Below are 11,751 nucleotides of genomic sequence, written 5' to 3' on the forward strand. Positions count from 1 at the left end.
CTCCAGCAGCAGGTCCAGGGTCGCGGCGTCCGGCCGGGCCTCCAGGTCGCGTACGAGCAGGGCGGAAAGGACGGGGCCGAGCGGCCCCGCACGTCCGGGCGGCGGGATCTCCTGGTTGAGCACGGCCGCCAGCGTGGCCAGCGCCGTGCCCCTGCGCAGCGGGTGCCGCCCCTCCACGGCCACGTACATCAGCATGCCGAGCGACCACAGGTCGGAGCGCGGCTCCCCTTCGACGCCGTTGATGCGCTCGGGCGCCATGTACTCGGGTGAGCCGATGAACGCTCCCGTGGCCGTCAGGGTCGTGGACTCGCGTACGGCCGCGATGCCGAAGTCGGTGAGCACCGAGCGGCCGTCCTCGCGCAGCAGCACGTTGGCGGGTTTGACGTCGCGGTGCTGGATGCCGACGGCGTGCGCGGCGCGTAAGGCGGACAGCACCTCGCGGCCGAGGCGGGCCACGGCGTCCGGCGGCATGGGGCCGTGCTTGAGCCGGTCCTGCAAGGAGCCGCCGGGGACCAGTTCCATGACGATCCACGGGTAGTCGTTCTTTCCCGGGTCGACGATGTGGTGGATGGTGACCACGTGCGGGTGGTTCAGCCGGGCCAGGGCTCTGGCCTCGCGCAGCACCCTGGCGCGCAGCTCGCGGGCGGCGTCGGGGTCGTGCTCGTCCATGAGGGGATCCGGGGGGCGCACCTCCTTGAGCGCGACCTCGCGGCGCAGAGCGACGTCGCGGGCCCGCCACACCAGGCCCATGCCCCCGCCGCCGAGCCGTTCCACGAGCTCGAAGCGGCCGTCGATCACCCGTTCGTGCATGAGGGGCAGATTATCGCGCCGCTGTCAGGCGCTCGTGGCCAGCGTCTCCGCGTCGATGCCGTACCGGAAGGGCAGGCCCCGGGCGTAGCGGACGAGTTCGTCGAGCGCGAGGTCGGCGATGCGGCCCAGCTCGCCGCCGAGAGAGCCGGCGATGTGCGGCGTGAGCAGCACGTTCGGCAGGTCGTAGAGGGGCGAGTCGGCGGGCGGCACCTCGGGCTCGGTCACGTCGATCATCGCGTACAGCCGGCCGCTGGACAGTTCGGCGACGAGCGCGTCCTGGTCGACGAGGGCGCCCCGGGCGGTGTTGATGAGGGTCGCGCCGTCGCGCATCCGGGCGAGGCGGGCGGCGTTGACGAGGTGCCTGGTCTCGGGCAGCGAGGGCGCGTGCAGGCTGATCACGTCGCACCGGTCGAACAGCTCGTCCAGCTCGACGTGGGGCACGCCGAGGTCCTCCGTGAGGTACGGGTCGGCGACGAGCACGTCGAGGTCGAACGGCCGCAGCAGCTCGATGACCCGCCGGCCGATCCAGGACGCGCCGACGATGCCGATCGTGCGCCGGTAGTTGCCGAACCCGGGGAAGAGGCCCTCGATGTCGAGGGACGCACGCCGCTCGCGGTAGAGCCCGGCGATGTCCAGCACCCGTTTGCCGGCGAACAGGATGGAGGCCAGGGTGTACTCGGCGACGGGTTCGGCGTTGGCGGCCGCCGCCGAGGAGACGAGGATGCCGCGCTCCCAGCAGGCGTCGGTGACGTGGTGTTTCACGCTGCCCGCCGCGTGCACGATCGCCCGCAGCCTGGGCGCCCTGGCGAGCACGTCGCCGGTGATCGGCGGGCACCACCAGCTCGTGCAGAGCACCTCGGCCTCGGCCAGCGCGCCGGCCACGGCGAGGGCGTCGAAGTCGTCGGCCACCAGGTCGGGGTCGGTGTCGGCGACGGCGGTCAGCCGGTCGCGCGCCTGCCCGGCGAAGATCCGTCCCGCCACCTGCCGTCCCATGGCGAGCAGGGTTTTCGGCCGCACATCCGTCATGACGCTCCAGCTTCCCCGACGATGATCCGATCTTAGCCTTTCACCACGAGCACTCCCCTTTCGGTCACGAGCGGGGTGATGTCAGGCGTGCGCGGGCGGCGTCGGTCCAAAGGCGCACGTCCGCCCGTTCGCCGACCTCCAGCGCTTCCCGGTAGTGGGGTTCGGCCGGGCGGCCCAGGAACGCGGCCAGGTCCCCGAGCACCTGTGCGGTGGGGCAGACGGCCAGGTAGCCGGTGCTCCCCACGGGTTCGGGCGAGAGCGGCAGCAGCGCGTCGTAGGCGAGTTCCGCCCGCCTCCGGTCGCCGAGCGCGACACCCAGCAGGCCGCGTACGGCGGTCAGCAGGTGCCAGAAGTAGTCGCGCCGCACGGGAACCGGCTCGGCGGGCACCAGAGCGCGGGCCTCGCCGGCCCTGCCCGCGTGGCAGAGCGCGAGCGCGTGCAGCTCCAGCAGTTGTTCGCGCCACGGCCCCTCCGTCACGTACGGCTCCAGGTCGGGCAGGACGGGCGTAAGGTCGCCGCGCATCAGATGCATGGCGTACCGGCTGAGCAGCAGCAGCCCCGCCTCGTGCTGCCACATGCCGAGCCGGCCCGCGAGCTCGGCGGCGGCGCGGTAGCGGGCGTCGGCCGTGTCGTAGTCGCCGCGGAGCGCGGCGCGCAGGCCGTCGTAGAAGCCGGTCACGGCGAGGGGCAGCGGCATGTCGTACCGGTCGGCCAGCTGCCTGGCCCTCTCGGCGTGCCGGTCGGAGACGGTGAGCTCGGCGCGGTTGATGGCGGCCTGCATGAGGACGAGGTGCCCGAGCACCTCGACGGTCACGTCGGAGCCCGACAGGCGCAGCAGTTCGGCGCCGATCCCGGCGCGTTCCTCGTGGCCGCCGTACCGGAACGTCTGGTGCAGGCGGCCGTTGAGCGCGAGCACGAGCAGGCCGGGGTCGCCGAGGCGGCGGGCCATCGCGACGGCCTCCTGGGAGGCGAGGTAGCCGCGATCGGCCGGCTCGCCCTCCAGCTCGAACGCCAGCGTGGTGAGCAGCCGACAGCGGGTCGTGCCGTCGCCGGGCGGCAGCCGGGTCAGCGCCTGCTCGACGGCCTCGATGAGGGCGGTGTCGAGGGTTCCGTACTGGCGGCTGCTCCAGAACGTCGGCACCTCGAACGAGACGATCACCCGGGCCAGCAGGTCGGGGTCGTCCAGCGGCAGCGCGTCGCGGAGCGCGCGTTCCCTGTGGGTGCGGGCCGTGACCAGCCGGCCGGTGTTGGCGAGGGCCGACACCAGCGACAGGGTGAGCTCCAGGCGTTCGCGCGGGTCGCCGACGACGTCGAGCGCCTGCTGCCAGAGCACGGCGGCCTCGTGGTGGGCGAAACGGCGCTCGGCCTGCTCGGCGGCGAGCCTGGCGTAGCGGGCGGCCTTGGCCGGGTCGGCGGCGGAGGCGGCGTAGTGGTGGGCGAGCGCGGCCACGTCGCCGGGGTCGTGCTCCTCGATGGCCCTGGCCACGCGCAGGTGCAGGCGGGCCCTGCGGATGCGGGACAGGTCGTCGTACAGGGTGTCGCGGATGAGCACGTGGGCGAACCTCAGCCGTCCCGCCTCAGGTTCGGTCAGCAGCCCGGTGACCAGCCCTGACTCGATGGCCGCCAGCACGGACTCCTCGTCGGCGCCGCTGACGGCGCTCAGCACGTCGACGTCGCTCTCGCGGCCGATGACCGCGCTCTGCCGCAGGATGGTCCGGGCCTGCGCGGGCAGCCTGGCCACACGGCGGCGCAGCACGTCGCGCACGCCGGCGGGCACCGCCACCACGCCCTCCGCGTCGAGCAGGCGCGCGGTCTCCCTGACGAAGAACGGGTTTCCGCCGGTGCGCTCGGCGATCTCCGCGACCGTGGCGGCGTCAGCGGGACGGCCGCAGGTCAGGCTGATCAGCTCGCCCACCTCGGGCGCCGCGAGGCCGTCGAGCTCCACCCGGTACGGCTCGCGGGCGGCGATGACGGCCAGCGCGTCGGCGAGGTGGTCGTTCGGCTCGGTGTGCCGGTAGCTGCCCGCGACCAGGACCGGCAGCCCGGCGGCCGCCCCGATCACATGGGTGAGCATGGCCAGCGTCTCGGCGTCGGCTCTGTGCAGGTCGTCGAGCACGAGCAGCAGCGGCCGCCCGATCGCCGTGACGAACGCGCCGACGGCCCGGTGCAGCCGGAACCTGGCACCCGGCACGTCGCCGCGCACCGGGGTGTCGGACAGCAGCGGCGCGAGCGCCTCAGGATCGCCGGGCGGGAAGCGGGCGGCGAGCTCGCGCAGCAGCTCGGCCCAGGCCCAGCCGGCGGGGGCGCCCTCGTGCTCGGGGCAGCGGCCCCACCCGACGGTCCAGCCCTCGCCCTCCAGCGTGTCGCGTACCTGCTCCATGAACGCCGTCTTGCCGGCGCCGGGCTCCCCGCTGACCAGGACGACGCCACCGCGCATCGCGGTCACGGCGGCGAGTTCGGCGCGTCGGCCGACGTACGGCTGCGCGACCGCGGCAGGCCGGGCGGCGGGTGCGGGTGGCCGCGCCGCCTCACTGAGGTGCGCGGCCTGGGCGAGGATGTCCTCCTCCAGCCGCCGCAGCTCCGGGCCGGGGTCGACGCCGAGCTCCTCGGCCAGGTGGGCGCGGGCCCTGCGCAACGCGCCGAGCGCCTCACCCTGCCGGCCGCACCGGTAGAGCGCCCTGGCCAGCAGCGCCCACGCCCCCTCGCGCAGCGGGTGCTCCGCCGCCAGCCGCTCCAGATCGGGTACGGCCGCCGCCGCACGGCCCAGCCGGATGACCGCGTCGGCGTGGCGCTCGACGGTGGACAACCGCAGCTCCTCCAGCCGCGCCGCCTCCGCGTCGGCCCAGTGGGCACCGGCGAACTCCTGGTAGGCGGGGCCGTGCCAGAGCGCGAGGGCCTCGCCGAGCCGTTCGTGGCCGGCCGCCGGGTCGCTCACGATGCTCTCGAACCGCCACGCGTCCACCGCCCCCGCCTCCAGGCGCAGCGCGTAACCGGGCGGCTGGGTGACGAGCACGCCGGCGGGCGCGCGCGGCGACCTGCCAGGCTCCAGGGCCCGGCGCAGGTTGGACACGTACGACTGGACGGCCGCGAGCGCCTTGGGCGGCACCTCGTGAGCGTAGAGGTCGTCGATGAGGCGGTCGACCGGCACCGCCCGGCCACCGGCGGCCAGCAGGCGGGCGAGCACGGAACGCTGGCGGGGCCTGCCCAGCGCGACCGGCTCGCCGTCGAGGTGTGCGGCGAGCGGGCCGAGCACGCGGAAGGTCAGCACGATGCTGACACGGTACGACAGCGCCGCCCACGATCGAACCGGCCGGGGCCATGCATCCCCTCATCAGCCGCAGGGCGCTCAACCGGGCCACCCTGGACAGGCAGTTCCTGCTGCGCCGTACCACCCGTTCCGTGACCGACGTGGTGGAGCACCTGGGCGGCCTCCAGGCCCAGACGCCGCACACCTGGTACACCGGCCTGTGGAGCCGCATCGAGGAGTTCAAGCCTGACGACGCGGCCGGCCTGCTGTCCTCGCGTCAGCTTGTCCGCATCGCGTTGCAGCGCTCGACCATCCACCTCGTCACCGCCCGCGACTGCCTGGCCATGCGGCCCCTGCTGCAGGTCGTGGGCGAGCGCGCCGCCGGTGGCGCGTTCGGCAGGCGGCCTGTACGACCTGCCCGGCGCTCCCCGCCCCGACGAGGACACCCCCGCGCCGGTGCGGCCACAAGCACACGATCGCGGTCGCGGACGGGCCCTCCCGCCCGTGAGCGTTCTGCAATGCAGAACGGTGTGCTGCAAAACCGTTTGGGTCGGTATGGTGGCCCACGTGCCGGAACGTAACCAGTCCGCCTCGCTCAGACGTGCGCTGACCGTGCTGGAGCACGTCCGTGAGCACTCGGGCCTGTCGCTCACGGAGCTGGCCGAGGCGGTCGGCCTGCCCAAGAGCACGGTGCTGCGGCTGACCACGCCGCTCGTCGAGGCCAGACTGCTCGACCGCGACCGCAGGACGGGCGCCTACCGGCTGGGCCACGGCACGCTGCGGCTCGGCCAGTCCTACCTCGCCACGCTCGACCTGCGGGCCGTCGCGGCCGAGGAGTCGCACCGGCTGATGAACGACGTGCGCGAGACCGTCCACCTCGTCGTCTACGACCCGCCGCACGTCGTCTACATCGACAAGGTGGAGAACGACGCCACCGTCCGCATGGGCTCGCGCATCGGCAGCCGCGGCCCCGCCCACTCCACGGCCGTCGGCAAGGCCATCCTCGCCTGGCAGCCCGGGGACGCCCTCGCCGGGCTGAGCCTGGAGCCGAAGACCAGACACACGATCGTCGACCCCGAACGCCTGCGCGCCGACCTGGCCCACACCAGGCGCCGCGGCTACGCGGTCGACGACCGCGAGAACGAGCCCGAGGTGCGCTGCGTCGCGGCGCCGATCTTCAACCACCACGACGCGGTCGCCGCCGCCATCTCCGTCTCCGGCCTCTCCTCGCGGATCACCGCCGCGCGCGTACGAGAGCTGGGGCCGCTGGTGGCCGGGGCGGCGGCGCGGATCTCGAGAAAGCTGGGTAGCCAGTGCCGATGACGGGGCCGATGACGGGGCCGAGCACACCGACGACAGAACTCGTCACCTTCGGCGAGACCATGGCGCTGTTCGCCGCCCGCCGCACCGGGCCGATGCGCTTCGCCCGCGACTTCGACCTGGGCCTGGGCGGCGCCGAGTCCAACGTCGCGATCGGCGTCGCCCGGCTCGGCCACCGCGCGGCCTGGGTCGGCAGGGTCGGGGCCGACGAGTTCGGCGACCTGATCCGCTCGACCCTGCGGGGCGAGGGCGTGGACGTGCGGGCCATCGCCGACCCCGACGCGCCCACCGGGCTGATGATCAAGGGCAGGCGTACGGCCGACCTCATCGACGTGCGCTACTACCGCAGGGACAGCGCGGGCTCGCGGCTGTGCGCCGCCGACCTCGACCCCGAGCTGATCCGGTCGGCCCGCGTGCTGCACGTCTCCGCGATCACGCCGGCGCTCTCCGGCACGGCCCGCGATGCCGTACGCCACGCGATCGCCGAGGCGCGGGCGGCGGGCGTGCTCGTCTCGCTCGACGTCAACTACCGCAAGGCGCTGTGGACGCCTGACGAGGCGGGGGCGTGGCTGCGCGAGACGGTCGGCGACGTGGACGTGTTGTTCGCGACCGAGGCGGAAGGCCGGCTCATCGCCGACGTCGAAGGTCCCTCGGAGCTGGCCGGGGCGCTGGCGAAGCTGGGGCCGCGCCACGTGCTGATCAAGTTCGGGGCCGAGGGCGCCATGGAGCTGTCCGGCGGCGTCGAACTGCGGGCGGACCCCTACGACGTGACGGAGGTCGACCCCGTGGGGGCCGGCGACGCGTTCGCGGCCGGCTGGCTGGCCGACTGGCTGGCCGGGGCGGAGCCCGCGCAGCGGCTCAGCACGGCGTGCGCGGCGGGGGCGTTCGCCGTGACCTCGCAGGGCGACTGGGAGAGCCTGCCCCGGCGGGCCGACCTGAGCCTGCTGCGGCGGCCCGCCGACGGCGTGAGCAGGTGATCACACCGCCCGGCCGGGGCGGCTCACGCCCGAGGAGGCCACCGCTCTGGAGGCCGCGCCGCGGGTCTGTCCTCCCAAGGGCCACCGTCATCAGGGCCATTCCTTTTCCTGTTTCCGCTCCGGGCTTGGGGGCAGGCGGGGAGGACTCGTCCGGGGGAAGGAACGACGATGACTGATGTTTCCGGTATGGGTTCCGGGCCGAACGACGAGCGCGAGGTGCTCACCAACCGGCAGGGACACCCGGTCTACGACAACCAGAACCAGCGCACGATCGGCCCGCGCGGCCCGGCGACGCTGGAGAACTACCAGTTCCTGGAGAAGATCAGCCACTTCGACCGGGAGCGCATTCCCGAGCGCGTGGTGCACGCCAGGGGCACGACGAGCTACGGCTTCTTCGAGGCGTACGGCAAGCTCGGCGACGAGCCGATCAGCCGTTTCACCAGGGCCAAGCTCTTCCAGGAGGCGGGCAGGCGCACCGACGTGGCCCTGCGCTTCTCCACCGTGATCGGCGGCCGGGACTCCGCCGAGACCGCCCGTGACCCGCGCGGTTTCGCGGTCAAGTTCTACACGGAGGACGGCAACTGGGATCTGGTCGGCAACAACCTGGCGGTCTTCTTCATCAGGGACGCCATCAAGTTTCCCGACGTGATCCACTCGCTGAAGCCCGACCCGGTCACGTTCCGGCAGGATCCCAACCGCATTTTCGACTTCATGTCGCAGACGCCCGAAAGCCTGCACATGCTGGTCAACCTGTTCAGCCCGCGCGGCATCCCCGCCGGCTACCGGCACATGCAGGGGTTCGGCGTGAACACCTACAAGTGGGTCAACCAGGAGGGCGAGTCGTTCCTGGTGAAGTACCACTGGATGCCCAAGCAGGGCGTCCGCAGCATGACGGAGGCCGACGCCGCGGTCATCCAGGCGAACGACCTGGGGCACGCCACCAAGGACCTGCACGACGCCATCGAGCGTGGCGACTACCCGGAATGGGAGCTGCTGGTCCAGCTGATGAGCGACGACGAGCATCCCGAGCTCGACTTCGACCCGCTGGACGACACCAAGGTGTGGCCGGAGAACGAGTTCCCCGCCCTGCCGGTCGGGCGGCTGGTGCTCGACAGGAACGTGGAGAACCAGTTCGCCGAGAACGAGCAGGCCGCGTTCGGCACCGGCGTGCTAGTGGACGGGCTGGACTTCTCCGACGACAAGATGCTCATCGGCCGTACGTTCTCCTACAGCGACACGCAGCGCTACCGCGTCGGGCCCAACTACCTGCAGCTGCCGGTCAACCAGGCCAGGAACGCCGCCATCCGCACCAACCAGCGCGACGGGCTGATGACGTACTTCGTCGACACCGGGGGCGAGGACCCGCACATCAACTACGAGCCGTCGCTGCGCGGCGGCCTGCGCGAGGCCGAGTACCCGCATCCCGACGAGGTCGGGCCGGAGGTCAGGGGGCGGCTCACCCGCAAGCGCATACCGCGTACCAACGACTACACCCAGGCCGGGCAGCGCTACCTGCTCATGGAGCAGTGGGAGCGCGACGACCTCGTGCACAACTTCGTCTCGGCGCTGCGCCAGTGCGACCGCCGTATCCAGGAGCGCATGGTCTGGCACTTCCTGCTCGCCGATGACGATCTCGGGCTGCGCGTCGGCGAAGGGCTGGGCATCGGCCCGGACGACGTGGCTCAGCTGGAGCCGCTGAAGAGCCAGGACCTCACCGAGGAGGATCGCAACCGGCTGGCCAAGCTCGGCAGGAACGGCCCCCGCGACGTCGAGGGCCTGAAGATGACGCACTGCGTGCCGAACGAGCGCGCCGCGCACGCCGAGCGCTGACCTGCCGCTTTACGTCCGGGCCTGCTTGGAGGCAGGCTCGGAGGAAGGGGAGGTGCCCACGATGGACGACAAGCAGTGGAACGTGCAGATCTGGATCCATGAGGACGACGAGGACGCCGTGACCACGGCCACGGCGGTCCTGTTCACCTCGGACGGCAAGCGGCACGAGAGCGTGGGCCGGGCCCGGCGCAATCCCGCCGACCGGCCCGTGCCGGGGATCGGGGACGAGCTGGCCGTCGGGCGGGCGTTGTCCGACCTGTCGGCGAAGCTCATCCAGGACGGCGCGGAGGACGTCGCCCAGCTGGCCAGCCCGGTCTGAGCGGCCCGGTCTGAGCGGCCCGGTCTGAGCGGCCGGTCCGGTCAGCCGGTCGGGCGGGGTCAGAGCAGGCCGGCGGCGGCCAGGAGCTTGCCGATCCTGCCGGTCTCGTCGTCGTTGAGCGGGATCTGCGGCAGCGCGGTGATCGGGAAGTCGATGATCCCGCGCAGGTGCAGCGCGGCCTTGAACGCTCCAAGGCCGGACGAGCTGCCGCCCATGCGCGAGCCGCCGACGTGGACGATCTGGAACAACCTGACCAGGCGCTCCTGCTCGGCCCTGGCCGCCTCCCAGTCGCCGCGGGAGGCGCAACGGAAGAGCTCGACGTAGCCGTGCGGGTCGACGTTGCCGAGGCCGGGCACCACGCCGTCGGCGCCCATCCACAGCGCCGAGTCCACGGTCACCTCCGACCCGGTCAGCACGCTGAACGGCGCCGTACGGCCCAGGACGACCTCGCGCAGGCCGCCGTCGTCGCCGCTGGAGTCCTTGACCCCGGCCAGCGCGCCCTCGGCGGCCAGGTCGAGCACCAGAGGGGCGCTCAGCTTGGTGTGCACCGACACCGGCAGGTCGTAGGCGTAGACCGGCAGCCCGCCCCGCGCGGCGATCGTACGGAAATGGGTGCGGATCTCGTCGGGGTGGGTGCGCGTGTAGAAGGGCGCGGTGGCCACCAGCCCGGACACTCCGGCCTCACGGGCGACGCGGGCGTGTTCGAGCACCCGCGGCGTCGTCATGTCGATCACTCCGGCGAGCACCGGCACCTGACCGCCCACGTGCCCGACGACGGTGTCCAGCACCACCCGCCGTTGCGCGTCCGTCAGGTACGCCACCTCCGACGACGATCCCAGCACGAACAGCGCGTCCACTCCCCCGGCCAGCAGATGGTCGACCAGCCGGGTGAGCGACGCGGTGTCCACCTGGTAGTCGGGGGTCAAGGGGGTGCACACCGGGGGGATCACACCGGTAAGCCTCATGGGCGCTCCTGGATCAGTTCGAGGTCGGTCGCTCCTGCCGCCACCGGGTGGTGGCAGTGGAACAGGTGGTCGTCGTCCGTCCGCGCCGCGGGCATCTCCGCCGCGCAGGCGTCGTCGGCCCGCCAGCACCGCGTGCGGAACGGGCAGCCGCTGGGCGGCCGGGTGGCCGAGGGCACGGCGCCGACGAGCGGGATCGGATTGATCGGCGAGATCAGCCCGGGGGTGGCGGAGAACAGCGCCCGCGTGTACGGGTGCCGGGCGTTGTGCGGCACGGCGTGGGCGGGTGTCTGCTCGACGATCCGGCCCAGGTACATGGTGACGACGCGGTCGCTCATCCTGCGTACGGTCTGGATGTCGTGCGAGACGAACACCAGCGCGAGCCCGAGCCGTTCCTTGAGGTCCAGCAGCAGGTTGAGGATCTGTGCGCGGACCGACACGTCGAGCGCGCTGGTGGGCTCGTCGGCGACGACGAGCTCGGGTTCGAGCGCGAGCGCCCTGGCCACGGCGACGCGCTGGCGCTGGCCGCCGGACAGCTGGCCGGGCAGCGCCTCGGCGGCGCTGGACGGCAGCCCGACCAGGTCGATCAGCTCGCGTACGCGGGCGTCGCGCTGGGCGGGGGTGCCGCGGCGGTGCACGTTGAGCGGGTCGCGCAGCACCTGCCGTACGGGCAGGCGCCGGTTGAGCGCCGTGGACGGGTCCTGGAAGACCATGCCGACGCTCGACCCGATCAGGGCGCGACGTTCGGACTCCTTGAGCGACCACAGGTCCTTGCCGCGGTAGGTCACGGTGCCGGAGGTGGGCCGTTGGAGGCCGACCAGCACCTTGGCCAGCGTGGACTTGCCGCAGCCCGACTCGCCGACGATGCCGACGGTCTCGCCGGCGGCGACGGTGAGGTCCGCGCCAGTCAGCGCGTAGACGCGGTCCCGCGTGAAGAGGCCGCCTGAGCGGGCCTTGTGCACGACGTGCACGTCGTCGAGCTCAAGCACGCTGCTCACTCCTCGTCTCGCGGTTCGTGCCGGTCGCGGCGACCGCCGAGTGGTGGCAGGCCACCGCGTGGGTGGCGTCTCCGTTCACGGGGCCGTCCAGGACGGGCGTGTCGGTACGGCACACGTCGGTGGCCATCGGGCACCGGTCGGCGAACCGGCAGCCGTCTGGGAAGTCGGCCGGCGCGGGCACGACGCCGCGGATCTGCGTGAGCCGCTCGGCCCCCGACTCCAGCGACAACACCGAACCGAGCAGGCCGCGGGCGTAGTGGTG

Annotated in this window: 11 protein-coding genes; 5 read left to right on the forward strand and 6 right to left on the reverse strand. The window is 73.0% G+C overall.

What is annotated here, in order from left to right; translation table 11 throughout:
• From E1267_RS38880 to E1267_RS38890, 3 genes are all read right to left on the reverse strand, one after another.
• The coding region (locus E1267_RS38880; RefSeq protein ID WP_220449888.1) for a serine/threonine-protein kinase at positions 1-810 on the reverse strand (810 nt) is incomplete at its 3' end.
• A 24-nt stretch (positions 811-834) separates the two neighbouring features.
• The gene (locus E1267_RS38885) at positions 835-1,836 is read right to left on the reverse strand and encodes a hydroxyacid dehydrogenase (protein ID WP_132340511.1); all 1,002 of its coding nucleotides are present in this window, start codon (positions 1,834-1,836) and stop codon (positions 835-837) included.
• 64 nt (positions 1,837-1,900) lie between these two features.
• Positions 1,901-5,104 (reverse strand): ATP-binding protein, encoded by a 3,204-nt coding sequence (locus E1267_RS38890; RefSeq protein ID WP_132340513.1) that lies wholly within the window; start codon positions 5,102-5,104, stop codon positions 1,901-1,903.
• Between the two features lie 50 nt (positions 5,105-5,154).
• On the opposite strand from E1267_RS38890, the gene E1267_RS38895 reads away from it, so the two are divergent.
• The 5 genes from E1267_RS38895 (at position 5,155) to E1267_RS38915 (ending at position 9,529) form a co-directional block, all read left to right on the forward strand.
• Positions 5,155-5,664 carry a DNA glycosylase AlkZ-like family protein gene (locus E1267_RS38895; RefSeq protein ID WP_132340515.1) on the forward strand — a complete coding sequence of 170 codons (510 nt, stop codon included), beginning with the start codon at positions 5,155-5,157 and terminating at the stop codon, positions 5,662-5,664.
• Entirely contained in the window at positions 5,639-6,406 is a 768-nt protein-coding gene (locus tag E1267_RS38900; protein WP_132340517.1) for an IclR family transcriptional regulator, read from the forward strand. Before E1267_RS38895 ends, E1267_RS38900 begins: the two co-directional genes overlap by 26 nt.
• Positions 6,403-7,380 carry a sugar kinase gene (locus E1267_RS38905; RefSeq protein ID WP_246064544.1) on the forward strand — a complete coding sequence of 326 codons (978 nt, stop codon included), beginning with the start codon at positions 6,403-6,405 and terminating at the stop codon, positions 7,378-7,380. Before E1267_RS38900 ends, E1267_RS38905 begins: the two co-directional genes overlap by 4 nt.
• A gap of 168 nt (positions 7,381-7,548) precedes the next feature.
• Complete coding sequence (locus E1267_RS38910) at positions 7,549-9,210, forward strand: catalase (protein WP_132340519.1); 1,662 nt, start codon at positions 7,549-7,551, stop codon at positions 9,208-9,210.
• 61 nt (positions 9,211-9,271) lie between these two features.
• Positions 9,272-9,529, forward strand: coding sequence for a DUF1876 domain-containing protein (locus E1267_RS38915; protein WP_132340521.1), 258 nt, complete (start codon positions 9,272-9,274; stop codon positions 9,527-9,529).
• A 59-nt stretch (positions 9,530-9,588) separates the two neighbouring features.
• On the opposite strand, the gene E1267_RS38920 is transcribed toward E1267_RS38915, so the two are convergent.
• From E1267_RS38920 to E1267_RS38930, 3 genes are all read right to left on the reverse strand, one after another.
• Positions 9,589-10,494, reverse strand: coding sequence for a dihydrodipicolinate synthase family protein (locus E1267_RS38920; RefSeq protein WP_132340523.1), 906 nt, complete (start codon positions 10,492-10,494; stop codon positions 9,589-9,591).
• Positions 10,491-11,480 carry an oligopeptide/dipeptide ABC transporter ATP-binding protein gene (locus E1267_RS38925; protein WP_212746196.1) on the reverse strand — a complete coding sequence of 330 codons (990 nt, stop codon included), beginning with the start codon at positions 11,478-11,480 and terminating at the stop codon, positions 10,491-10,493. Before E1267_RS38925 ends, E1267_RS38920 begins: the two co-directional genes overlap by 4 nt.
• Positions 11,473-11,751: oligopeptide/dipeptide ABC transporter ATP-binding protein (locus tag E1267_RS38930; RefSeq protein ID WP_342774943.1), on the reverse strand; the 279-nt coding region annotated here is incomplete at its 5' end. The genes E1267_RS38930 and E1267_RS38925, both read right to left, overlap by 8 nt.

This window comes from Nonomuraea longispora (assembly GCF_004348345.1).
Taxonomy (GTDB): Bacteria; Actinomycetota; Actinomycetes; order Streptosporangiales; family Streptosporangiaceae; genus Nonomuraea; species Nonomuraea longispora.

Excerpts from the sequence above, each read along its gene's own strand:
- E1267_RS38885 (WP_132340511.1), bottom strand. The coding sequence starts at position 1,836 with ATGACGGATGTGCGGCCGAAAACCCTGCTCGCCATGGGACGGCAGGTG.
- E1267_RS38895 (WP_132340515.1), top strand. The coding sequence starts at position 5,155 with ATGCATCCCCTCATCAGCCGCAGGGCGCTCAACCGGGCCACCCTGGAC.
- E1267_RS38900 (WP_132340517.1), top strand. The coding sequence starts at position 5,639 with ATGGTGGCCCACGTGCCGGAACGTAACCAGTCCGCCTCGCTCAGACGT.
- E1267_RS38905 (WP_246064544.1), top strand. The coding sequence starts at position 6,403 with ATGACGGGGCCGATGACGGGGCCGAGCACACCGACGACAGAACTCGTC.
- E1267_RS38910 (WP_132340519.1), top strand. The coding sequence starts at position 7,549 with ATGACTGATGTTTCCGGTATGGGTTCCGGGCCGAACGACGAGCGCGAG.
- E1267_RS38915 (WP_132340521.1), top strand. The coding sequence starts at position 9,272 with ATGGACGACAAGCAGTGGAACGTGCAGATCTGGATCCATGAGGACGAC.
- E1267_RS38920 (WP_132340523.1), bottom strand. The coding sequence starts at position 10,494 with ATGAGGCTTACCGGTGTGATCCCCCCGGTGTGCACCCCCTTGACCCCC.